Below are 23805 nucleotides of genomic sequence, written 5' to 3' on the forward strand. Positions count from 1 at the left end.
ATCGTGCACGACGACCTGGAAAAACGACCGACGCCCCGCTCGGCGGGGGCGCCCCGGCTGCCGCTCTCCCACGGCCAGAAAAGACTTTGGTACCTGGAGCAGATCGCCGTCGCTGCCCCGGTCCACCATGTGTCCGCCGCCACTCTCATCGAGGGCCCGCTGGACGCCGGTCGACTGGCGTCCGCCCTGCGGGACTGTGTCTCCCGCCACGAGCTGCTCCGCAGTACCTTCGACGATCGCGGGGACGGGCCGCGCCGCACCGTCCGTGCGACGGCCGAGGTGCCGCTGCGGCGACTGGACCTCAAGGGAGGATCCGCGCCGGGGACGGACGCCCGGGGCGGATCCGTGCCCGAGGCGGAGCTGCGCGGTGTACTCGCCGAGGAGAGCGCCCGGCCCTTCGCCCTCGACCGCGGGCCCGCGCTGCGCGCCACCCTGGTGCGCACCACCGAGGAGCGGCACGTGCTGCTGCTCACAGCGCACCGCATCGTCGCCGACCGGGCCTCGCTCACTGTGCTGGAGCATGAACTGGCCTGCCGTTACGCGGCATTGAGCGAGGGCCTGGCGCAGCTCCCGCTCTCGCACGCGGACCGGCCGACCCTGGACCGGGCGGTCCTGGAGCGGGAAACCCGGGACGAGGGGCTGCCGTACTGGAAGCGGCGGTTGGCGGATCTCCCGCCGCTCGATCTGCCGCTCGACCGGACCCGGCCGAGGACACCGACCCGCCGGGCGACGGGCCGAGAGCTGCTCCTCGACGCCCGGCACGCCGAGGCCCTGCGACGGCTCGCCCGCGAGGAAGGCGTACCGGCGTCGACGGTGCCGGCGGTCGCCTTCGCCGTACTGCTGGCGCGCTGGACGGGTCGGCACGACGTGGTGTTCGGCACCCCCATGGACCGCCGTCCGCCGGCGTCCGCGAGGACAGCGTTCGGGCCTTACGAGGATCTGCTCCTGTTGCGGGTCGATCTGACGGGCCGTCCCTCCTTACGGGAAGCGGTGCGTCGCGTCGCACGCACCCGGGATGAGGCGGAGCGGCACGCCGACGTCGCCTTCGGACGGCTCGTTCAACTCTTCGATCAGGAGCGGGACTTGAGCCGACACCCGCTCTGCCAGGCGGTCTTCGTCGTGACGGGGGCGCGGCGTACGGGCTTCACCGCGGCGGGGCTCACCACGTCTGAACTCACCCTGGACGACGCGACTGTCCCCTACGACCTGCAGTGCACGGTGACTGATGACGACGGGCGGGGCGACCTCGGGGCCGAGTTGCGCCTCGCGTCCGACCTGTGGGTGCCGGAGTCGGCCGACCGCATGGCGACCGCCTTCCGCACACTGCTCACCGCCCTCGCCGAGACCCCCGACCGGCGGATCGGGGAAATTCCGGTGCTGTCGCCCGAGGACCGGGCCCGGGTCGACGCCTGGAACGCCACCGACCGTCCCCTGCCCGAACCGGCCACCGTGGACGGCCTGTTCCTCGCGTGGGCGGAACGCACCCCGCAAGCTCTGGCCCTCACCGACCGCACCGGAACCTGGACGTACGCGCGGCTGCGGGGGCGGGCCGACCGTGTCGGACGGACCCTGATCGCGGCTGGCGTCACCCCGGACTCCGTCGTCGCCCTGCACATGCGACGCTCCGCCGACCTGGTCACGGGCATGCTCGGCGTGCTCCTGGCCGGCGGCGCCCCCCTCGTCCTCGACCCCGGCCACCCCGAGGAACGACTGCGGTTCATGGCCGACGACGCTGAGATCTCGGCCGTCCTCAGCCGCGCCGAAACCCCCGCCTGGCTGCACGGCCTGGGCGTACCCGTACTGCGACTCACCGACGCGGAACACGACAGCGCCGATACGTCCGCCCCGCAGCGGCAGGGGCCTGCGCCAGCCGACCGGGAACCCGACACTCCTGCTGCTCCTGAGCCCGCACCCGCCCAGGCCCTCGCCACCGGCCCGCAGCGGCAGGGGCCCTTGGCAGCCGGGCCGGCACACGACAGGCCTGTGGCAGCTGGCCCGGAGCACGTCAGGCATTGCCCCGTCGGGCTGGCCGCGGTGGTGCACACCTCCGGGTCGACCGGGCGGCCCAAGGCTGTCGGGATACCCCATCGGGCCGTCGTGCGGCTGATCACCGCGACCGACTACGTGTCCATCGGCCCCGGCGACGTCCTCCTGCACCTTGGCGACCCGGCCTTCGACATCACCGCCTTCGAGGTGTGGGGGGCGCTGTGCAACGGCGCCCGCGTGGACGTGCTGCCCGGCGACGAACCCCTCGGACCCGACGAGGTGCTGGCCGCACTGCGTGAGCTGCGGCCGACGATCGTCGCCCTCACCGGCACCCTCTTCAACCGGGTGGCCGACATCGACCCGAGGGCCTTCGGCGGGCTGCGCCACCTGTTCGTCGTCGGAGAGGTGATGGACCCCCGTCGCACACGCGCGGTGCTGCGCGGCGGCGCGCCGCCCGAGCACCTGCACAACGGGTACGGCCCGAGCGAGAACGCGACGTTCTCCACGACCCACCTGGTGGACCGGCTGCCCGAGGACACCCCGAGCGTGCCCATCGGCTCCGCCCTCACCAACACCACGCTGCACGTGCTGGACCAGGAGCTGTGCCCCGTGCCGATCGGGGTGACCGGCGAGTTGTACGTCGGTGGGCTGGGGGTCGCCCGGGGTTACCTGGGTCGCCCGGGCCACACCGCGGAGCGCTTCCTGCCGGATCCGTTCGCCTCCGGGCCAGGGGCGCTGATGTACCGCACCGGAGACCTGGTGCGAAGGCTCCCGGACGGGGCGTTGGACTTCCTCGGCCGGGCCGACCAGCAGGTGAAGATCCGTGGCTACCGCATCGAGCCGGGGGAGGTCGAGGCGGCGCTGCTGGACCGCGACGACGTGCGCGAATGCGTCGTGCGGGCGGTCGACGTCGCCGGGGACCGGCGGCTCGTCGCCTACGTCGTCCCCGGGCCGGGGCGCCGGCCGTCCCCGCCGGAGCTGCTGGGCGGGCTGCGGGACCGGCTGCCGTCGCACATGGTGCCCGGCCATGTCGTCATGCTCGACGAGCTGCCCACGACGCCCAGCGGGAAGATCGACGGACGGGCGCTGCCCGGCATCGCCGAGGGCGCGGGCGACCCGCCGGACGGCGACACCGTACCGCCGAGGACGGCGACGGAGCGTGCCCTGTGGGAGATCTGGGCGGATGCCCTGCGCGTGCGGTCCTTCGGGGTGCACGACAGCTTCTTCCTCATCGGCGGTCACTCGCTGCTGGCCTCGGTGGTGCGCACCTCGGTCCGCGAACGACTCGGGGTTGCCCTGCCGTTGCGCACTCTGTTCGACGTGCCGACCCTGGCCGGCCTCGCCGTCGAGGTCGAGCGGGCCGCCGACGAGGCGGCGGCCGTACCAGTGTCCGCGCGACCGGACGACGGCTCGGAACAACTCGACGGCCTGGTGGCCGAACTGGAGCGGCTCGCCGAGTCCCGGCGCGCCGAGGGACGAGCGGGGGGATCCGCATGACACACACCACGAAGACGGCCGACGCGATCGACGCGGATCTGCGGGGCAGGATCGAACGCCTCCCCGCCGGGCAGAGGGCCCTGCTGCGCCAGCGTCTGTGGGAGCAGGGCGCCCCGACCGGGCTGCCCGCCCTGGACGACGACGGGGAGGCTCCCGCGTCCTTCACCCAGCGCCGGATGGCGTTCCTGTCCGGGCTGGATCCGGACAGCCCGGCCTACCACAGCCCCGTCGTGCACCGCCTCACCGGACCGCTGGACGACACCGCCCTCGAAGCCGCCCTCAACGACCTGCTGCGCCACCATGCCGTCCTGCGCACGGTCCTTCCGGTCCGGGACGGCCGTACCGTGCAGCGGGTCCTGCCGCACCGGCATCGCGCGCTGCCCGTCGTCGACCTGTCCGCGCTGCCCGGGCACGACCGGCAGGCGGAGGCCGAGCGACTCGCGCGGGCGGACGCCGAGGAGCGGTTCGACCTGGCCGAGGGACCGCTGATGCGGTTCCGGCTGCTCCGCCTCGCCGCCGACGACGCGGTCCTGGTGCTCACCTTCCACCACGCGGTCGTCGACGGCTGGTCGCTGGGCGTCCTCCTGAGCGATCTGGGCACCGCGTACGGGGCGCGCCTGGACGGGCAGGCGCCCGAACCGCCCGCCCACACGGTGCAGTACGCCGAGTACGCCCGCTGGCAGCACGAGTGGGCCGAAGGTGCCGAGGCCGCCAGCCAGTTGGACTACTGGGAACGCCGGCTGGCCGGTGCCCCGGACCCGATGCCGCTGCCCGCCGACCGCCCCCGGCCCGAGCGCCCCGAGGGGCGCGCCGAGTCCACGGTGTTCACCGTTCCCGCGCCTGTGACCGACGTGTTGCGGAAGGTCTCCGCGCGCACCGGCAGCACCCTGTTCATGGTGCTGCTCGCGGCGTTCCAGATCGTGCTCGCCCGGTACGGCGGCCACGACGACGTGGTGGTCGGCACCCCCGTCGCCAACCGGCGCTACCGCGGCTTCCACGATCTGGTCGGCTTCTTCGCCAACTCGGTCCCGCTGCGCTCGCGGGTCGCACCGGAGGCGTCCTTCGAGGACTTCCTCGCCGAGGTCCGTACGACGTGCCTGGAGGCGTACGAGAACCAGGACGTGTCCCTCGACCTGGTCGCCCGGCGGCTGCACCCGGAGCGCAGCCCCGGCAGGAACCCGATCTACCAGGTCAACTTCACCCTGCACAACACGCCACCGCGTCCGGTTCGCACCCTGCCGGGCGGGATCGGTCTCATTCCACTGGACCACCTGGACCACGACGCCGCCCGCTTCGACCTCGACCTGAACGTCTGGGAGACCGACACCGGACTGGAGGGCCGGCTCATCCACGCCACGGACCTGTTCGACACGGCGACCGGTGAACGGCTCGCCCGATCGCTGGGTGTCCTGCTCGACGCCGTGGCCGCCACCCCTGACACACGGATCGGTGAGCTGCCGCTGCTGACGGCCGTGGAGAGCGAGCAGGTCCTGCGCGAGGGCCATGGCGCGCCTGCCGACCGCCCCGAGGACACGCGCGTGGACCGGCTCTTCGCCGAGTGGGCGCGCACCGCCCCCGACGCAGTGGCCGTGTCGGCGCCGGGCCGCACCGACCTGACCTTCCAAGACCTCGACCGCCGCGCCAACGGCCTCGCCCACCGGCTGCGTGGCCTCGGCGCCGGTCCCGGCCGCGTGGTCGCGGTGCTGCTGCCCCGCACGCCCGAGGCGCTGGTCGTGCTGCTCGCCGTGCTGAAGAGCGGCGCCGCGTACGTGGCGCTCGACCCGGCCTATCCGAAGGCCCGGCGCGATCACATGCTGCACGACAGCGGGGCCGTCCTGCTGGTCACCGACGCACGACCGGGGGACCCGGCGGTCCCTGCCGTCCCGGACATCCCGACCGTCGTGGTGGACCCGGACCGGGTGGCCGAGGAGGCGACCGGGGCCCCGCCGGAAGGTGACGGCGGGCCCGACGACCTGATGTACCTGATGTACACCTCCGGCTCGACCGGCGGGCCCAAGGGCGCCATGCTCTCCCACCGTCAGGTCGCCAACTACCTGCTGTGGGCGGTGGAGACGTACCTGCCGCCCGGGGCGGACGGCGCTGTCCCCGTGCACTCCTCGCTCTCCTTCGATCTGACCGTGACGAGCCTCTTCGCCCCGCTGCTGGCCGGCCGGCGCCTGCTCCTCGCCGACGACTCCGGCACACCCGGCGAGGCCCTGCGCGCCTCGGCCGAGGCGGACACCGGCCTCGCCTTCGTCAAGCTCACCCCCTCGCACCTGAAGATGCTGGAGGGCTCCACGGCCCCCGCCCGTGCCGGGGCGTGGACCCGCACCCTGGTCGTCGGCGGCGAGGAGCTGCACGAGGAGCAGCTCGCGGCCTGGCGCACGGGTGCCGGAGCGCCCCGGATCGTCAACGAGTACGGCCCGACGGAGACCGCCGTGGCCTGCGCCGCGTACGACAGCGCGCACCCGGCCGGCGGCTTCGGCCGCGTGCCGATCGGCAGGCCGGTGCACCACGCGCGGCTGTACGTGCTCGACGAGGCGATGAACCCGGTGCCACCAGGAGCGCCCGGAGAGCTGTACGTCGGCGGGGCGGGCGTCTGTCACGGCTACTGGAACCGCCCCGGCCTGACGGCGGAGCGCTTCGTCCCCGACCCTTTCGGCGGCGAGCCAGGCGGACGTCTGTACCGGACCAGTGACCGGGTGCGCCGGACGGCCGGCGGAGACCTCGAATACCTGGGCCGCCTCGACGACCAGGTGAAGATACGCGGTCACCGGGTCGAACCGCAGGAAGTGGCCGCCGAGCTGGCCCGGGATCCGGCGGTCCGGGAGGCCGCCGTGATCGCGCACGGCCCCACCCCCGAGTCCCGGCAGCTGGTCGCCTTTGTCAGCCCCGACACCAACGTCGGCGCACCGTCGGACGCGGCGGCCGAGACGGACTGGGTGAGCCGCTGGCAGACGCTGTACGAGGACACCTACGGCTGCGCGGAGCGCCCCGCCGACCCGTCATTCGACCTGGCCGGCTGGAACAGCAGCTACACCGGCGAGCCGATCAAGGCGGACGCGATGCGCGAGTGGCTCGACGCCACGGTCGACCGCATACGCGCGCTGCGGCCGAACCGGGCCCTGGAGATCGGCTGCGGCACCGGCCTGATCCTCGCCCGGGTCGCCCCCGACTGCGACTTCTACCAGGGCGTCGACCTGTCCGAGCAGGTCGTCGAACGGCTGCGGCGTGAGATCGGCACCACCGTCGCTCCCGAGCGGATCGGGCTGCGGGCCGGCCCCGCCCATCTCGCGATCCGCCCGGGCGAGACGTACGACACCGTGATCCTGAACTCCGTGGTCCAGTACTTCCCGTCCGTGGACTACCTGTTGGCGGTCCTGGAGCGGGCGATCGACGCGCTGCCCGTCGGCGGCCGGGTGTTCCTCGGCGACCTGCGCAACCTCGCCCTCCTGGACGCCTTCCACGCCTCCGTCGCCGCCCACCGTGCGAAGCCGGGCACGGCCGACGCCGTCCTGCGTGCCGAGACCACCTGGCGCGTGGAGACCGAGAACGAACTCTGCCTAGACCCCCGGTTCTTCGGCGGACTGACCGCACGGTGGCCGCGGGTCGGATCGGTAAAGGTTCTGCCGAAGCGGGGAACGGCCGACAACGAACTGACCCGGTACCGCTACGACGTCGTGCTCACCGTCACCGGCGAGCGCACGGCGGACGAAGGCCCCGAGGTCGGGTCGGCCGGGTCACCGCCGGAGCGGGACTGGCAGGCGGAGGGCCTGGACGCCGACGGCCTGGACGCGCTGCTCGGCGCCGAACGCCCCGACCGGCTCATGCTGCGCGGCATCCCCAACGCCCGGCTGGCGGGGGACCTGCGGCTGCTGGCCCGGCTCTCCGGCGCGGCGCCGGACACGGTACGGCCGGGCGCCGACCCGGAGGAGCTGTGCCGCCTGGCCGGGCGCCACGGGTACGAAGCCGAACCGAGCTGGGCCGAGGGACGGCCCGACGGCTCCTACGACCTGCTGCTGTACCGCCGGGGAACGCCGCCGACGGCGCTGCCGCCGGTCGTCACCGCCACGGAGCCGCACCGGCTCGCCACCGCACCGCTGTGGCGCCCCGCGGCTCTCGCCGCACTGCCCGGGATCGAGTCCCGGCTCGCCGAACGCCTGCCCGGTCCCCTTCTCCCCGCCCGCTACGTCGTGCTGCGCCGGATACCGCTCAACGCCAACGGCAAGGTCGACCGCGCTACGCTCACGGACCTGCCCCTGACAACCGAGGACGAGGACGACACCGGGGGCTACGGGGTGCGGCCGGAGGTCGAACTCACGTCCACGCAACGGCGGATGGCCGCCATCTGGAGCGAACTGCTCGGCCGCGACGGTATCCGTGCCGAGGACGACTTCTTCGACCTTGGCGGGCACTCCCTGCTCACCTTCCGGCTCGTGTTCCGGCTGCGGGAGGAGTTCGAGGTGGAGGTGCCGATCCGCGGGCCGTTCGACGCCTCGACACTCGGCGCACTGGCCGCCCTCGTCGACGGCCTGGTCACCGAGAAGAACCGGCCCGTGCTGCCCGCGCTGGCCCCCGCCGAACGGGACGGGACCGTACCGGCCTCCTTCGCCCAGGAACGCCTGTGGTTCCTCCACCAGATGAACCCGGGCACCGCCCAGTACAACTTCCCGGTCCTCGTCCGGCTGACGGGCGAACTCGAAGTCGGCCTGCTGCGCCGGGCGGTGGCGGAGATCGTACGGCGGCACGAGGTGCTCAGGACCGTGATCACCGCTCGTGAAGGGCAGCCGTTCCAGACCGTACTGCCCGCCGAGCCGCCCGCGCTCCCGCTCACCGACCTGACCTCCTACCCGCCGGAGCGACGGGAACCGGAGGCGCGACGGCTGGCCAGGGAGCAGTACGCCGAGCCCTTTGACCTGGCCACCGGGCCCGTACTGCGGGCCGGGCTGCTCCGGCTGGGCACGGAGGACCATGTTCTGCTGCTGACGGTCCATCATGTGACGGTGGACGGCTGGTCCGCCGCCGTCCTGCTGAACGAACTGGCCGAGCTGTACACGGCGGGCCGCGAGCACCGAGCGCCCCGCCTGCCCGAACTGCCCGTGCAGTACGCGGACTACGCGGTCTGGCAGCGCCGGCTCGCCGAGGCCGGCCACTTCGACCGTCTGGTGGATCACTGGACGGCACGCCTGAGGGGCATCCTCGACCTGCCGGGGTTGCCCTTGGACCGGCCGCGCCCGGCGTACCCCGAAAACCGGGGCGAGAGCCTGCGCTTCCGGATCCCGGCCCCGACCACGGACGGGATGCGCGCGCTGTGCCGGGAGGAGGACAGCACCCTGTTCATGGCGCTGCTCGCCGCCCTGTACGCGGTGGTGAACCGGCGGACCGGGGAGACCGATCTCGTGGTGGGCTCGGACGTCGCCGGCCGCTCCGACAGCAGGACCGAACCGCTGATCGGCTTCTTCGTCAACCAGATCGTGCTGCGCGCCGACCTCACCGGCGCCCCGACCTGGCGCGAACTGCTGGGCCGCACCAAGGACGTGGCGCTGGACGCCTACGCGCACCAGGACCTGCCGTTCGAGGAGGTCGTCAAGGCCCTCAGCCCGCCCCGCACCCGCAACCAGAGCCCGCTTTTCCAGATCAAGCTGGTGCTCAACAACAACCGGCGGGCCGCCGACGCCATGGCCGGCCTGCGGCTGAGCCCGTTCACGCTGGACCTCATCGACACCAGCCGCTTCGACGTCACCCTCGTCCTGGAAGAGGACGACGACGGGGTCGCCGGGTTCCTCAACTACGACCCCGACCTCTTCGACGCGTCGACCATGGAGGAACTGCGCGAGCAGTACGTTGCGCTGGTCGCGGACATGGCCGCCCGACCGGACGCCTCGATCGCCGAAGCACCCCTGCCCACTACGGCTCCCACGGCCCGTTCCGCGCCGGGCAGGGCCAGGCGGCGCAGCCCCGGGGCCCTGCGCGGGATCAAGCCCACCAAGGTCGCCGTGGCCTCGGACGACGTGGTCGTACGGGAGCCGCTGCGGGACGGCGCCGACCTGCCGCTCGTGCTGCGCCCGGCCCGCCCAGACGTCGACCTGGTGGCCTGGGCCCGCTCGCACCGCACCCGGCTCGACACCGATCTGGAACGACACGGCGCCCTGCTGTTCCGGGGCTTCGCCGTCACCGACCCGGACGCCCTGGAACGCTTCGCCTCCGTGTTCGTCGACGACCTCTTCGGCGAGAACGGCGAGCACCCGCGCGCCGCACTCGGCGGCAACGTCTACACGCCGGTGTTCTTCCCGCCGGAGGAGAAGCTGCTCTGGCACAACGAGGACTCCTTCAACGACGAGGGCCCGACCCGCATCTGGTTCTGCTGCGCCCGCCCGGCCGACTCCGGCGGCGAGACACCCCTGGTCGACAGCCGCGCCGTCCACCGAAGGCTGGACCCGGCGGTGCGCGAGGAGTTCACCGCCAAGGGGGTCATGTACGTCCGCAACTACGGCACCGGACTCGGCCTCGACTGGCGGGACGTCTTCCGGACCGGGGACCGGGCCGAGGCCGAGGCCCGCTGCGCCCGACAGGGACTGCGCTACGAGTGGCACAGCGACCGGTTGCGCACCACCGCCGTACGGCCCGCCGTGCTGCGCCATCCGCGCACCGGCGAGTGGTCCTGGTTCAACCAAGCACAGCACTGGCACACCGCCTGCCTCTCCGCGGAGGTACGGGAGTCGCTGCTGTCCACCATGGCCCCGGAGGAACTCCCGCGCAGCTGCCGGTTCGGCGACGGCACTGAGATACCCGACGAGGCGATGCACGAGATCCTGCGGGTCTACCGGGAGCTGGAGGTCTCCTTCCCCTGGGAACGCGGTGACGTGATGCTGCTGGACAACATCCTCACCGCCCATGCCCGTAACCCCTTCCGCGGCGAGCGTGAACTCCTCGTCGCCATGGGCGACATGGTGAGGTACCAGTGACGGCGGAGGCGGAGCAGGTGCGGCGGGTGGAGGGGTTCCGGCTGTCGTTCCGGCAGCGGCGGCTGTGGGAGCTCGCAGAACGCGGCGTGCTGTCCTGGGCGCAGGTGCTCGTCACCGTCGACGGCGAGCTGGACACGGACCGGCTCACGGCCGCGCTGCACGACACGGTGGCCCGGCACGAGATTCTCCGCTCGGTCTACCGGCGGGTGCCGGGCGCCCGCAACGCGCTGCTCGTCGTCCACGACGCGGACCGTCCGGGCCCACGCTGGTCCCACGCCGAGCTGGGCCACCTGGACGAGACGGCGCGCCGCCGCAGGATCGACGAGGAGGCCCGCGCCCGGCGGAAGCAGCCGCACGGCGGGCCGGACGACCCGGTGCTGCGGGCCGCCCTCTTCGCCCTCGGCCCCCGCCGCCACGCGCTGCTGCTCACCACTACCGCCCTGGCCGCAGACGGTCACACGCTGAGGCTGCTCGTCGACGAGCTGGCCGAGCGGTACGCGGGCACACCGCCCACCGACGAGGTGCTGCAGTACAGCCAGTTCGCCGAGTGGCAGCACCAGGAATTCAGCGAGGAACCACCACACCATGCACTGGGCGGACCCACCTCATGGTTGTCCTTGCCGCTGCGTCGGCCTCCCGGCTCCGGCCGGCCGGAGCGCCGTACCGTCACCGCGCCCCTGCCGGACGCCGTCACGACGGCCGTCCACGACTACGCGCGGCGGCGGCGCGTGCGGCCGGGGGCTGTGTTGCTCGCCTGCTGGCAGACGCTGCTGGCCAGGATCGCCGGACAGCGTGACATCACCGTCGACGCGCTGCTCAGCGGCCGGGAGTTCGAGGAGACGGCCACCGTCCTCGGCCACTTCGCCCAGTGGGCGGAGATCCCCGCGCGGATCGACCCCGGTCTGGTCCTCGACGCCCTCGCCGCCCGCGCGGAACGCGCCCTGTCCGACGCCGAGGAGGCCCAGCAGGACACCCCGTCATCCGGTGCCGCGGAGCAGACGGGGCGCGACATCGGCTTCCTCTGCGCGGACACCCCGGCACCACGGTGCGCCGGCGGCGTCGCCTTCGCCGTGGCCTGGGACGACGTCGAGACCGAGTCCCACGCCCTACGGCTGACCTGCGCCCTGGGCGCGACGGAAGGCCGCACGACCTGGCACTACGACGGCCAGCAGTTCGACGACGCCTATGTCCGGGTGCTCGCCGACCAGTACGCCATACTTCTCGCCGAGCTGCTGGCCGCGCCCGCCACCCCCGTGCGCGAGGCGAGCTTGCCTCCCGCGGCCGGCGCCGCCCAGCTGCGGGCCCGCCTCCCGGAGCCGGCGGACGGCCGGTGTCTGCACGGCCTCGTCGAGCGGCAGGCCCGACGGTCCCCGGACGCCCTCGCCGTCGTGGCCGGAACCGATCGGCTGACCTTCCGGGAACTCGACACGCAGGCGGACCGATGGAGCGGCGTGCTGCGCGCCCGGGGCGTCCGCGTTGAAACCCCGGTGGCGGTGCGGGCGGCCCCCTCGGCCGCGCTGGTCGTCGCCCTGCTGGCCGTGCTCAAGGCCGGAGGGACGTATGTGCCGCTCGATCCGCTGCTCCCGCCCCTGCGGACCCGGGAACTGCTGGAGCGGGCCGGATGCCGCATGCTGCTCACCGACCGCCCGGACGAGGCGGTGGCGGCCGAGGGCGTCGCGTGCGTCGACCTGCGCAACCTGCCACCCGCCGGTACGGGCGCGGGAGCCGAACCCGGACGGTCGTGCGAGGCAGGCCCGGACCACCTCGCGTACATCATGTTCACTTCCGGATCCTCCGGGACACCGAAGGGGGTGATGCTGCCGCACCGGGCTGTGTGCGACTACCTGCTGTGGAGCGCTCGAACGTACGTCGCTGCAGGCGCCGTTCGCGACGACGGAGAGGACGACAACCAGGGCGACGGCGCGGACGGCCGGGGCGGAGCGATGGCGCACTCCTCGATCGGCTTCGACCTCACCGTGACGAGTCTGTTCCTGCCGCTGATCACAGGTCGTCCCGTCCTCCTCGACCCCGCCTGGCGGGACGCCCTCGCCCTCTCCGCGGACCTGGCCGACCGGACCGGCCTGGACCTGCTCAAGCTGACCCCGTCGCACCTGAAGGTCGTCAACCAGTCCGTGGAACCAGGGGACTTCACCGGCACCACCGGCTCCCTCGTCCTCGGCGGTGAGGCCCTCGACAGGAGTGCGGTCGACACCTGGACGACACACGCCCCGGGGACGAGGATCTTCAACGAGTACGGGCCGACCGAGACCGCCGTCGGCGTGTGCGTGCACGAGGTGGGCGCCCACGACGGCCCCGGCCTCGTCCCCATCGGCCGGCCCATGGACCACGCCGAGGTCCTCGTCCTGGACGAGGACCTCACCCCCGTGCCGGTGGGCGTGCCGGGTGAGATCTACATCGGCGGCACAAGCCTCGCCCGCGGATATCTCGGAGCCCCGGCCGCCACCGCCGAACGGTTCGTACCGCACCCCTTCTCACCGGAACCCGGCCGCCGTTTGTACCGCTCGGGCGACCTCGCCTGCGTCGGCCCGGACGGCCTGATCCGGTACCTGGGGCGGGTGGACGACCAGATCAAGGTCAACGGGGTACGGGCGGAGCCCGAGGAGATCCGGGCCGCGCTGCTGCGGCACCCTGGCGTGCGGGACGCCGCCGTCGTCCTGGTCGCGGACGAGGAGTACGGCGACCACCTGGCCGCCTGTGTCGTCGCCGACGACGTCCACACCACGACGACGCAGGCCCTGCACGCCCACCTGGCCGAGCGGCTGCCGGCCCAACTGGTGCCGACCACATATGCCAGGACCGAGGCGATACCCCTCACATCGAACGGCAAGGTGGACCAGGCCGCGGTGCGATCCCTCGTCCAGGCCGGCAGCACCGGGTCCCCAGTCTCGTCGGCGGGCGGGGCCAGCACACCACCGGCCGACCTGGTGGAGGCCGCCGTGGCCCGGGTCTTCGAGGAGCTGCTCGGCGTCGCCCCCGTCGGCGCGGACGACGACTTCTTCACGCTCGGCGGCCACTCCCTGCTGGCCGTACGGCTGATCGCACGGCTCAACGGGGAGTTCCACGCCGAGCTCCCGGTCCCCGTGCTCTTCTCAGAACCGGAGGCGGGGCCGGGGCCGGATCATGAGGTGGGGCGGCCCTCAAGGGCGGCCACGCCGAAGCACCTGGCCCGGCTGCTCAAGGCGCGCAACGCCGTCCCGCACGCCCTTCCGGACGACATCGTGGCACTGAGGCCCCGGGGCGAGGGCACCCCTCTGTTCTGCGTCCACCCGGCAGGCGGCGAGGCCACCGGCTTCCGCCATCTCGCCGCCTGCCCCGAGCTGCGCGGCCCGCTGTACGCCCTCCAGACATCGGCGGACGGTGCCGACCACGAGGACCGGAGCGTCGAGGCACTGGCCGCCAGTTATCTGGCGGCCGTACGCGCGGTGGCGCCGACCGGCCCGTATCTGCTGCTGGGCTGGTCCATGGGCGGGCTGGTGGCCTTCGAAATGGCCCGGCTGCTCGAACTGCAGGGTGAGCGCGCGGAGATGGTCTTCCTCGTCGAGAGCTACCTCTCCGCACAGCTCCCGGAGTTCGACGAGGACGACGAGCGGGAGAAGCCGGGTCACGTAGCGGCGGAGGAGGACATGAGCGCCGCCGAGTTGCTCCGGCTGGACCTCCGACGGCGCACCAACCGCGCCCATCTGTGGGCCGCCCGGGCCTACCGCCCGTCGCGTTACGCCGGCCCGGTCGCACTCGTCCAGGCCGACAAACAGGATGCGGACTTCCGGCGCACCGCGATCCGCTCCTGGTCCCGTGTCTGTGCCCCCGCCCGGCTGACCCACCACGTCCTGGAAGGAGACCACCTAACCCTGTTCGAGCCACCGTACGTTACCGAACTCGCCCGCCTGATCGACCGGATGACGCGGTAGTCCACCGGACGCAGGAGCGTGGTTCTCATCGGCGCCGACGCTGTGGCCGTCGGCTTCCGGTCCACCAACGTCACAACCCTGGAGTGGCTGGCGGCGTTCAAGCTGGCAGCGCTGAGTAGGAGCCATCGTGACCTCGGAGGCCAACTGCCGGGCGGAGCGGACCTATGGTGCGATGGGGTCGGTGGGGAACCTCTCGGGGTGGGCTGACCTGAGGTAGTCCATGGCCGTGTCCTCCGTGATCCCGAAGACCGTCATCAGGTGAACCGGATCGGCGGTCGCCCGGGCCTCGTCCAAGATCCTGTCGATGAGCACCTGCTCTGCGTTGATTCCGAGGCGCCGAAAGAAGTACTGGAATGCCTTGTGGCTCATTTGAGGACCCTCAGGATCATGCGCAGTCACCCGCGTGACCAGCAGGTGTGGGTTGGTTGAGCGCGGCCAGCGCGCGGCACGTTCCTTGAGCATCGTGGCGATCAGGGACAGCGTGAAGTCGTCCAGTAGACGAGCCGCGTCTGTCTACCGGAGGTACCTCGCACACCGAGGGTCCCCTTCGACCGGTTCAGATCGGACAGCAGGGTCCCGCGGATGGTGTGCGCCCGCAGCGCGTGGATGGCTGTCAGCGCGACCGCGACCCTGCCTGACGCGGTGGGAACACGGTCAATGAGCCCGACGAGCCGGTCCGAGGGCACGGGCCTGCGGACGGCTACGCGGAACGCGAAGGTGGCTGAGCGGGCAGGATCGTGAAAGATGACCCGCTCCCGCTTGAGTGCCTTGAACAGGGACCGCAAGGCCGTGAAGACACCATCAACACCGGAAGCGTTGTCGAGGGCTTCTTGGACATGAACTGTGGTGATCTCGCGTAAGGAGGTGACCGACGGGCCCCACGATTCCAACAAGGGCGTCGCGTAGCCGAGATAGCCGTATACCGTCTTCCAAGGAAACGGGCGCGATGGCCGCCTGCCCTCGCCGCGCAGCACTGCAATCCATACGTCGACCTCGGGGAGCAGATGGGCAGCGATTTGTCGGCGTAGGCGGGCGACACCGGCTCGGTGGGGGTCAGCGTGCCGTGCGTGGTCAGGGATGAGCAGACCGCGCTCAGTGAGAAAGGGGATGAGCCGGCGGGCGTTGTAGGAGTTTCCCATACAGGCGATCGCCCACAGGTCGGCTTCTTCGATCGGGGCGTCCACGCCCAGCCACGCCGTGATCATGGTCAGTGTCCGTTGATGGGCGCTGGCGACCCGTGGGCGCCACTGCTGACGGGCGGCGAGCTGGGCGAGCTCACGGCGAAGTGCTTCGGCCCGGTCGCTGAGCGCGGGCAGCTCTCGCTGGTGCAGAACTTCCCAGTGCCGCGGCGGGGCGGGGAACAAAGTGAGCTGACCGGCAGTATGGATGGCGGGAGATACCAAGAGCTGTCGGCGGTCACCGGTCTCTTCGGCGGCGACTGGGCGCCGGATGCCGTCCTCTCCTGTGACGAGTCGATACCCGCGCCAGCGTGGCCGCAGCCCGGCCCCATCCATCCATAACTGGACGCCGGACGTCAAAGCCTGCTCTCCGATGTGAGCAAGGGCGTACAGGCACATCCGGCATCGACCCTGCTGCAGTGGCAGGTTCCGTCCGCAGCCCGCACACACGCCGACCTGGCGGTGGGCCTGCTTGAAGCGCTGGCACGGCAGGCACAGCCGGGCTTCGTCGGCCTTCCACGCCAGGCAGTGGGCGCAACTGGAGGCCAGCGCGACCATCTGGTGGGTCAGCCGCATGATCTCAGCTCGCTCTACCTGCGGTCCGAGCCCGGCGCGGTCGAGGACTTCCGCTATCAGCGCTGGTCGGCGCGGCAGTCGAAGGATGGAGTCGAGGCTGACTCGGAGTGTCCCGGGCGGACGTACGGTCAGAGCGTGGAGGCAGTCCGACAGGAGGCCGATGTCGCGGACCCACGGACCCCGTGCCTCCGCCGTCGCGTCGATGGCCGCCCGGACGGCGTCCATCTCCCGGGAGTAGCCGGCTGTCGTGAAGTCTCTTGCGGACATCTTTCCCTGCCTCACAACAAGGAGGGACAACTGCCCGGGGATCGGCGGTGGGAACGAAGCAGCCTGTTCTTCCTTTCGCTGCCGCTGCTGGACTCGCTCCATTTGCCGGTGGTACACGCGAGGCCGGCCGGCCGTCGACCGCAGCACCTCGGGGAGGATCAAGGACAGCTGCAGAGGCCGCGGTCGACCTGCCCTGGGCATGCCCATTTCCCCCGAGGCGACGCGGCACTCCAGCGCACACAGGCGGCACATCCCGTGCTGGTCGAGGGTGACCTCCCGCGGCCATCTGCAGTGGCGGCACCGTCCGACACCATGGTTCGCGGGGTGCCAGTCAGTGCATGGCTGGCACACGCCCCGGGGCCGCACCGTGCCCCAGGCGCCGCATCTCCGACACGAGGCAGGTCCACGCTCCGCCCACCTCTCCCACTGCTCCTCTCGAAAGCCCATGGGCTGCGGTCTAGTTCGGCGGAAGCGACTTGCGGCCGGACCCGCCGGGACGGACAACCGGCCGTGCCGCCTCCGACCCAGGCTTGCCGCCCGCGACCGCGCGAGGTGCCTCGTCCCGTACAGCGCGATGCGACTCCGGCTCCGCCTGCATCAGGTCCGCCACCGTGCAGTCGAGCGCCGCACAGATCATGTCCAGGTCCTCCAACCGCACGGTGACCGGCTGGCTGCCCCACAGCGCAGCGACCTTGCTCAGCGACGGACTGAACCCCACTTCCTTGAACGCCGCGAGCAGCTGCACCGGCCGCCAGATGTCCCGCTGCGCGGCGACCATCCGCAAGTTCCACTTCACCGCTATGCCCTTCCCCTCAGCCGCTGGACCGCCCGGTGCGATGCTTCCAGGCTCGCTTTCTCCGGATCAGCGCGAACCGACGAAAGATACCCAACCGTCGTCGTTGCCCAGCGATGGCCAAGAATTTGCTGTACATCCCACAACGGCATGCCGTCCTCATAGTGGTGGGTCGCGCAGGCGTGCCTGAGCAGGTGCGGAAATAGATGAGTGACAGGCCCGGTCAGATGGAGCTTCGAGGCGCCCCGCAGCGCCCGGCGAAACGCATCCGGGCCGACCGGCGGGGCAATCGGCACATTCAGCGCCGCCACCCCCTTCGGCAGCCGCTCGGACGGGAACAACGGGGCGCCCGGATCACTGGGATCGTCAGTGAACTCCCCGCGAATCTCCTCCAGATACCACCACAGAAGGTCCCGGCCCTCCTGGAACAGATACGCCTGCCGCTCGCGCGGACCGGACCGCCGTGCACCCTTGCCCTGGACAACGAACCGACCCCATTGACCCAGCTCCCAGTGGATGTCGCCGATGGTCACGGCGCACAACTCCGCAGCTCGCACCGCCGAGATGTATGTCAGTTTCGCCATCACATAGTCCCGGCAGGCCACCGGGTACTTCCGCGCGTCCGGCAGCGAACCGCGCCACGAGGCGAAGAGCTCCTTCGTCGCCCGCTTCGACGGCGGGATCCGCAGCCCGAAGTCCCCACGGTGAACAGAGCGGTTGAACGGATCGACCGGCGACTCGACAGCCACGCCGAAGCGCCGGGCGATCTCCCCGGCGTACCGCTGCTCGAGGAAGTGGAAGTACCCGTCGATCTTCAGCAGCTTGCCCCGCAGCGTGGACGTCGCACGCTTGCCGACCCCGGCGAAGTACTGATCCAGGTGCCGCGGCGTGATCTGCCACGGTGGCAGGTCATAGAAATCGCATACCTCGACGACGGGTTGAACTTGACGGTGCAGGGTGGTGGGAGCCAGACCCGCGACGTCGCGCGCCCACAGGTACTCCATCAACGTGTCCTGGAAGAACGCGTCGGCGTCGCCATCGGTGACGGTAGCGGCCGCGCGGCGCTGCAGGGTGACAACGTCCGCGAGCCTGGTCTCCGTGGGAGGCAGCACAGGCTCTTCGGGCGCCGTGTCCGGGGCCGGAGGGTGCACCAGCGTGAGCCAGCGACTTCCAGAATCTGCCACGGACAAGGAAGTTACAGCGATTACACGCAGAATCCAAGAGTTACTACCGAGATCTCACCCCATCGAGCGGGGTCAGGATTCGGGGCAATCTACCTGCTGAAATGCAGGTTCGTGGCAGATCAGGGAGCGAGCGAACCTATCGGGACTCCAGTACCTCGAAGACGGTCATGCCCGGCTCAAGGTGCAGGTGCTCGGCCATGTCGGCCTGGAGCCAGGAGGCCGAGACCGAGCTGATTGCCGTTCCGGATTCGTCGCGGCGGGTGACGACGGCCAGGTCATCGTCGTAGGCGGTGCTCAGGGGGGATTCGGGGGCGAAGCGGTGCCGCGGCACTCTCCGCAGTGCCTGCTGGACGCGCGCCGAGGGTGCCCAGCCCTTGGCGATCACGGTGTCCGTCATCTGCTGGCGCAGTCGGACAGCCTCGGCCGGCTCGCCGCCGACGGCGGGGGGAACCTCGGCGTGGGGGGAGGAGTGCACCGATGGCAGGCTGGGCGGCACCCCCGGCCACACCGCCTCCAGGGCCTGCGAGGAGGGCGCGAAAACGGATCCGACTGGTGAAGAGGCAGTACTCCAGGCATGCAGTATTCGAGGTGACGCGACGCATAGGCCCTGAGTCCTTTTCGGCACCCGGGTGCAAGTAACTGGCGGGAAGCCGCGTCGAGGTACGGAGCTCCTAGGCCAAGACGTCAATGCGGCCTGCACACGCGTTCAGGATGGCGCGGAGGTCAGCACGCGCCGGGTCGGCGGCATCGACATCGGCCGCTTCGATCCCGGCCAGCACTTTCCTCTCTACATCGGCTATCGCGTCATCGGCGAGGAGGGGTAGCCCGAACCGGCGGTATCCGCTGTCTACGGTGGTGCAAAGGTCAAGTTTGAGGACATCCCAGCTGCGGCGGGCCGCCATCCGCTTGTCGGCGGGCTTGTCGCCCGCCTGCTGGCCGGCGCGCGACCTCGGGAGCCGGTCCCTCAGCTTGCTCGCCGCCCGGTCGCGACCTTTCGCATCGTCGAGCTCGTCCATGTCCCGAAGCAGATTCTGCACGTCGATGTGGGTCTGCGTGCACAACTTGCGCGCCCGCGCGAAAGTCTTGTGGGTGACCACGGCCATGGCGACTATGAGGGTCAGGGCAGTGGAGATCAGCGGTGCAGGGTGGGTGAGGACAAACCGTGCGCTCAGAAACGCGGCGACGGCGCCGATACCAGCCGCGTTCGCGATGGTCCGGAAGATGGCGGCCCGTCGAATGCGACCAGGGAGCCGTCGAAGGGCGTAGTCCTTCGGCTCAACCCACCGTACGGCCAAGGGAACCACGAAGTAGATCAGGCCCAGTGATGTGGCGGCAGTGCGGTAGTCACCCGGCTGGGCCGCTCCCCATATGGCCTTGGCCGCGGTGAGAACAGGGCCCCCCAGGAAGAGGAGCAGGAAGATCGCCAAAAAGGCGACCTTCTGATTCCCCTCGCGAAGCGGATTTTCATCCAGAAACCGCTTCAGGGCTGACATCCCGCAGACTGCGATGGCCCAGCCGCCAAGGAAGAGGGTCATGCCGAGCCGCTGCTGGGAGCTCTTGTAGAGGCTGTTGCCGTAAACGATGGCCGATAAACCGAGGGGAATCCAAGCAAGCTTCCAGTGGGCACGGATACGGCCGATGCTCCGCTGCCAAAGTGTCATAGCCCCAACTGTGCGAGCGCGCACTGGGCGCCGAGCGTGATTTGAGGCAGACCAGAGGAATGTGATGCAACACCACAACTAGGACCTGTCCGCCCGATCGTGTACGGGGCGGACAGCCACTCGCAGTCTGCCGACTGCGAGGGCGATCAGTAGAACAAACGCTGCGAAGGCGGTGAGCGTACGCATGTTGTTGAACAGCTCCCAGCGCCGCAGGATCTCCGCGTGATCGGCCGGGGCCGAGGTGAGCGCCCACTGCTTGATCCGTCCGTTGATCGGCACATTGCCGAACCGGGTTATCAGGAAGGACGCGAGGGCCAGTAGACCTGCCGCACCCGCGAGCAGTCGGGTGCGCCCCGCTGTCAGGACGGCGAACGTGAGGGAACTCAGGATCGACGCGCCCATCGCCGTCTGCATGGTGATGCCGTTCATCTTCATCAGTTCGGCGTGGAATGACAGCCGCATCGCAAGTGGTACGGCGTTGAAGGTGGGGACGAGATTAGCTGCGCCGTAGCCGAACGCGCCGGCGAGGAGGCCGGTGGAAAGCAGGGCGAATCCATGGACGAGTCTGATGCGCATGTTCGTCGGCTCCGGTGCATTGGCTTGGGGCGGATGAGTTGCCCGTGGGGTCGGCCCTGATAGGCGATGAGCCGGGAGCCGAGGCTGGCTTCAAGGGTGGCCGGGTATCCGTCAGAAGTCCAAGATCCTGTACTTCTGACATCCAGAACCATCTGTTCTGAACCATCGGCAGCTGGGGTAATTCGCCACTGTGGCGCCGGACGCAAGCCCTTAGGGGGCAAATGGCCTGTTTTGGATGGAAGGGGCGGTTTTCAGCCCTGCACTCTTCAGTGCCCTTCAAATCCCTCCGGCGGGTCCACTTCGTCGTTCGCGCAGGCAGCGAGGTAGTCCGCCCAGCTGTCCTGGGCGTGCCGAGCCCACCTGTGAGCGCTGGAAGCGCTGATGCCGAAGAGGTCACTGATCACGATCGGAGGAAGGTCGGCCACGGCTTCGAGCATGGCGGTGTTGCGCGCACTGATGACTTCCAGGCCGTGTTTCCGCAGCTTGTTCACCATCCTCTGCGCCGTAATCGGACGGTGGGCAGGCAGGCCTGGAAGCAAGTGGGTAGGGCGACCGTCCTGTGGCGGCCGGAGCATGGAGCGGACCGTCGGTCGTGAGACCTGTTCCTCGATGAGCAGTACCAGCTTGGGCGGCAGGAGGACGGGGTTCCGTTCGATGGTGAGGTAAGCGTCGTCCCCAGTGCGTTCGAACCGGTCAGTGGTCAGTTCGACCAGGCGGACGACGGGCAGGCCGTAGAGCCCGATCAGGGCGCCCGCGATGCGGACGTCGAGGGGGAGTTGGTCGTCGTTCAGGCAGCGTTTCAGTTGTTCGTTCAGCGCGGTTTCGGTGATGAACTGGGATGGGAGGCCGGTTCTCTCTGCCGTGAGGGCCATCTTGGTGTTGAGTCGTCGGGCACTGGACCATCGGATGAAAGCTCCGATCGACCTTCTGCGTGTGGGGTGAGTTGTGAGCCAGAGGTCCAGGTCCTCCTGGCCGGCCGCGGCCAAGTCGAGCTGCTTTTCATCGAGCCAGTTCATGAAGTCGATCGCGGCACGGATGTCCTTGCGGTCGCTGGTGGCGGCGCCGATGGTGTATCGGCCGCGGGATGACCGGCGTCGTGCGTCGCGGTCGCGAATGCTGTGCTCTGGTGGAGTGGATTCGTGACTCTCGGTGGCTATTTGAGTGCGCGAGCGGCAGCAGCTGTAGTCGTCCGTCCCGATGGCGCCACTGGATGCCTGCAGCTGCTTGACCTCATGTTTGGTTGAGGTTCTACGTTCATCTCACCAGTCAAGACCCCTAGATGGTGAGGGCAGAACGATGGAGTACTCGCACAGCGACACCGAACTGGTCAAGCAGCCGATTGGTTATTGGAGCGGGGCCGCTAGCAAAGCAGTCGTCACGAACATCCGGGCCGGGCTGGCACAGTTTGATGTCACCCAGCCCCAGTGGTGGGTTCTGAACCAGGTGGCCACCAGCGAGAACGGCCGGACCCGCGAGGAAGTGATGGTAGTCCTGCAGGGCTACTTGGACGTGGGAGCCGCGCTTGCGGGGGAGATCGACGCCCTCCTCGACCGGGACTTGCTCGCGCTCGACAAGGAGAACCGCCTTCGGCTGACCTCTGGGGGAGATGCGGTCTATCGCCAGTGCGCAGAGCGCCAGTGGGCCATGCGAAAGCAAGCCCACGACGGCATCACTGATGAGGAGTACCTGGTTACCCTCAAGGTACTGCAGCGGATGATCCGCAACGTCGGAGGCGAGGCATGGCACCACTAGGGCCTGTTGTGAAAGTGCCGACGGGCCGGACGAGGTGATGCCCAGGTCCGGCCCGTCCGCTCGTCTCTACAGGTCGAGCTGGTACTGGAGTGTCGTGTGCGTGGGCACGTAGCCGAGGCTGTCGCTGATGTGTCTCATGTGCGTATTGCTGTCGGCGGTGTCGGTCAGGAGGCCGCCGAGGTCTGGATAGCGCCCGTGGGCTTGCCGCATCGACTCTGCCTTCATCCATCGGCCGAGGCCGTGTCCACGGTGCTCGGGCAGCACGCCGGTGCCGTAGTGCCGGCCATCACCCGTGCCATTGCCGGGGACGACGAGTTCGGTGAATCCGGCGATCGAGTCGGCGGCAGTGTCGATGGCGACGACCGTGTGCAACTGGTCGCCGCGCTCTTCGACGGCCTTCGCCGCAGCCCGGACCCGGTCCACGTCCCAGGCCACGGTGCCGTAGTCGGTGTCGTCCATCGGCATGTCGTCCATGGCGCGGCGTGAGGCGGCAAACGTCTGGGCGAGGGCGTCGGGGACGGTTCCCTGCCATGACGCCAGCCGGTAGCCGGGATGTGGACGCTCGATGATCTCGGCGAGGGCGATGGCGTCCACGTCGGCCAGTGGCAAGCGGGCGAACCTCAGGGTGAGCACCTTGCGGAAGCCGCGGGCCGGCAGGAAGTGGTCGCCGGGCGATCCGGCTTGGGCCTGCGCCATGACGCAGCGTCGGGCGTTGTCCCGGGCGGCGGCCACGGCCGTGTCGAGGAGCCGGGAGCCGACGCCCTTGCGGCGCTCCACGGGATGGACCTGGAGGGTCAGTTCGGCCAGGTGCTCTTGTCCGCCATCGAACAGGCGAAGAAAGGCCGTCCCGGCGGTGATGGAATCGGCGTCGGACGCCAGCCATGCAAGGCGTCGGCTGTGCGCCCCGTGAGCGGGGTCGGTCAGTGGGGTGATGCGGAGCGACAAGGTGTCTCCGACGTGAGGAGGTGGCAAAGGTCAGTACGCGGGCTCAACTGCTGGGCACTCCTGCGCATGTGCTCCACACCTCCTTGTCGACAGCGCCGGTCCGGATCAACATGGACGGCTGGGCGAACTTAGCTGGCCTACCGGTTCCTCGGCAAAGGGTTAACTGAAGGCCGGTGCGGCCGTGGGGTCACAGCCACTCGTTGATGGCCGCGACCAGCACGGTTGCTTCGTAGCGGACGGCGAGTTTGTCGTATCTCGTGGCCACGGCCCGGTGGCGCTTGAGGCGATTGATCCCGCATTCGACCGCGTGCCTCTTGCGGTAGTCGGTCTTGTCGAACGTCGGCGGCCGACCGCCGCGGGAGCCGAGCTTCTTACGGTTGCGGATCCGGTCCTTCTTCTCCGGGATCGTGCACCGGATCCCACGTCGGCGCAGGTAGGCACGGTTCTTCCGGGAGCCGTACGCCTAATAGGCGCCGTGGGTCGGCCGTTGGGCCAG

General features: G+C 70.4%; 13 protein-coding genes and 2 pseudogenes. 5 read left to right on the top strand and 10 right to left on the bottom strand.

Features of this window, described 5'->3' with window-relative positions; genetic code table 11:
• Positions 1–3: 3 nt before the first annotated feature.
• The 4 genes and pseudogenes from OHS81_RS35915 to OHS81_RS35930 all read left to right on the top strand — a co-directional run.
• Positions 4–3483: a non-ribosomal peptide synthetase gene (locus OHS81_RS35915; protein WP_328390334.1), complete on the top strand. Its 3480-nt coding sequence runs from the start codon at positions 4–6 to the stop codon at positions 3481–3483.
• A complete protein-coding gene (locus OHS81_RS35920) occupies positions 3480–10448 on the top strand; it encodes a non-ribosomal peptide synthetase (protein ID WP_328390335.1) in 6969 nt (2322 codons plus the stop codon). Before OHS81_RS35915 ends, OHS81_RS35920 begins: the two co-directional genes overlap by 4 nt.
• Positions 10445–14377 (top strand): non-ribosomal peptide synthetase, encoded by a 3933-nt coding sequence (locus OHS81_RS35925; RefSeq protein ID WP_328390337.1) that lies wholly within the window; start codon positions 10445–10447, stop codon positions 14375–14377. The genes OHS81_RS35920 and OHS81_RS35925 overlap by 4 nt, the downstream gene beginning before the upstream one ends.
• A 15-nt stretch (positions 14378–14392) precedes the next feature.
• Positions 14393–14491, top strand: a pseudogene (locus tag OHS81_RS35930) (ABC transporter permease); the annotation flags it as partial.
• A 48-nt stretch (positions 14492–14539) separates the two neighbouring features.
• Here OHS81_RS35930 and OHS81_RS35935 read toward each other — a convergent pair.
• The 8 genes from OHS81_RS35935 to OHS81_RS35970 all read right to left on the bottom strand — a co-directional run bounded on the left by OHS81_RS35935 (position 14540) and on the right by OHS81_RS35970 (position 21628).
• Positions 14540–14746 carry a hypothetical protein gene (locus OHS81_RS35935; RefSeq protein ID WP_328390339.1) on the bottom strand — a complete coding sequence of 69 codons (207 nt, stop codon included), beginning with the start codon at positions 14744–14746 and terminating at the stop codon, positions 14540–14542.
• Positions 14747–14847: 101 nt separating this feature from the next.
• Positions 14848–16356 (bottom strand): hypothetical protein, encoded by a 1509-nt coding sequence (locus tag OHS81_RS35940; RefSeq protein WP_328390341.1) that lies wholly within the window; start codon positions 16354–16356, stop codon positions 14848–14850.
• Positions 16357–16855: 499 nt separating this feature from the next.
• Positions 16856–17194: a helix-turn-helix domain-containing protein gene (locus OHS81_RS35945; RefSeq protein ID WP_328390343.1), complete on the bottom strand. Its 339-nt coding sequence runs from the start codon at positions 17192–17194 to the stop codon at positions 16856–16858.
• A gap of 2 nt (positions 17195–17196) precedes the next feature.
• Positions 17197–18303 carry a tyrosine-type recombinase/integrase gene (locus tag OHS81_RS35950; protein WP_328390345.1) on the bottom strand — a complete coding sequence of 369 codons (1107 nt, stop codon included), beginning with the start codon at positions 18301–18303 and terminating at the stop codon, positions 17197–17199.
• 208 nt (positions 18304–18511) lie between these two features.
• On the bottom strand, positions 18512–18850 hold the full coding sequence (locus OHS81_RS35955; protein WP_328390347.1) for a hypothetical protein: 339 nt from the start codon (positions 18848–18850) through the stop codon (positions 18512–18514).
• A 196-nt stretch (positions 18851–19046) separates the two neighbouring features.
• Positions 19047–20036, bottom strand: coding sequence for a hypothetical protein (locus tag OHS81_RS35960; protein WP_328390349.1), 990 nt, complete (start codon positions 20034–20036; stop codon positions 19047–19049).
• Between the two features lie 78 nt (positions 20037–20114).
• Positions 20115–20612 carry a DUF1772 domain-containing protein gene (locus OHS81_RS35965; protein WP_328390351.1) on the bottom strand — a complete coding sequence of 166 codons (498 nt, stop codon included), beginning with the start codon at positions 20610–20612 and terminating at the stop codon, positions 20115–20117.
• A gap of 266 nt (positions 20613–20878) precedes the next feature.
• Positions 20879–21628: a hypothetical protein gene (locus OHS81_RS35970; protein WP_328390353.1), complete on the bottom strand. Its 750-nt coding sequence runs from the start codon at positions 21626–21628 to the stop codon at positions 20879–20881.
• Positions 21629–21908: 280 nt separating this feature from the next.
• Between OHS81_RS35970 and OHS81_RS35975 the strand changes: the two genes are divergently transcribed.
• The gene (locus tag OHS81_RS35975; protein WP_328390355.1) at positions 21909–22364 is read left to right on the top strand and encodes a MarR family transcriptional regulator; all 456 of its coding nucleotides are present in this window, start codon (positions 21909–21911) and stop codon (positions 22362–22364) included.
• Positions 22365–22430: 66 nt separating this feature from the next.
• On the opposite strand, the gene OHS81_RS35980 is transcribed toward OHS81_RS35975, so the two are convergent.
• Positions 22431–23309 carry a GNAT family N-acetyltransferase gene (locus tag OHS81_RS35980; RefSeq protein WP_328390357.1) on the bottom strand — a complete coding sequence of 293 codons (879 nt, stop codon included), beginning with the start codon at positions 23307–23309 and terminating at the stop codon, positions 22431–22433.
• Positions 23310–23496: 187 nt separating this feature from the next.
• Positions 23497–23772 (bottom strand): annotated as a pseudogene (locus OHS81_RS35985) (IS5 family transposase); the annotation flags it as partial.
• Positions 23773–23805 lie beyond the last annotated feature (33 nt).

The sequence above is a fragment of the Streptomyces sp. NBC_00400 genome (assembly GCF_036048035.1).
Lineage (GTDB): Bacteria > Actinomycetota > Actinomycetes > Streptomycetales > Streptomycetaceae > Streptomyces.

Bases quoted from the DNA above. Each gene is read 5' to 3' on its own strand.
- OHS81_RS35920 (WP_328390335.1), top strand. From the start codon at position 3,480: ATGACACACACCACGAAGACGGCCGACGCGATCGACGCGGATCTGCGG.
- OHS81_RS35935 (WP_328390339.1), bottom strand. From the start codon at position 14,746: ATGAGCCACAAGGCATTCCAGTACTTCTTTCGGCGCCTCGGAATCAAC.
- OHS81_RS35940 (WP_328390341.1), bottom strand. From the start codon at position 16,356: ATGGACGCCGTCCGGGCGGCCATCGACGCGACGGCGGAGGCACGGGGT.
- OHS81_RS35960 (WP_328390349.1), bottom strand. From the start codon at position 20,036: ATGACACTTTGGCAGCGGAGCATCGGCCGTATCCGTGCCCACTGGAAG.
- OHS81_RS35965 (WP_328390351.1), bottom strand. From the start codon at position 20,612: ATGCGCATCAGACTCGTCCATGGATTCGCCCTGCTTTCCACCGGCCTC.
- OHS81_RS35970 (WP_328390353.1), bottom strand. From the start codon at position 21,628: ATGAACTGGCTCGATGAAAAGCAGCTCGACTTGGCCGCGGCCGGCCAG.
- OHS81_RS35975 (WP_328390355.1), top strand. From the start codon at position 21,909: ATGGAGTACTCGCACAGCGACACCGAACTGGTCAAGCAGCCGATTGGT.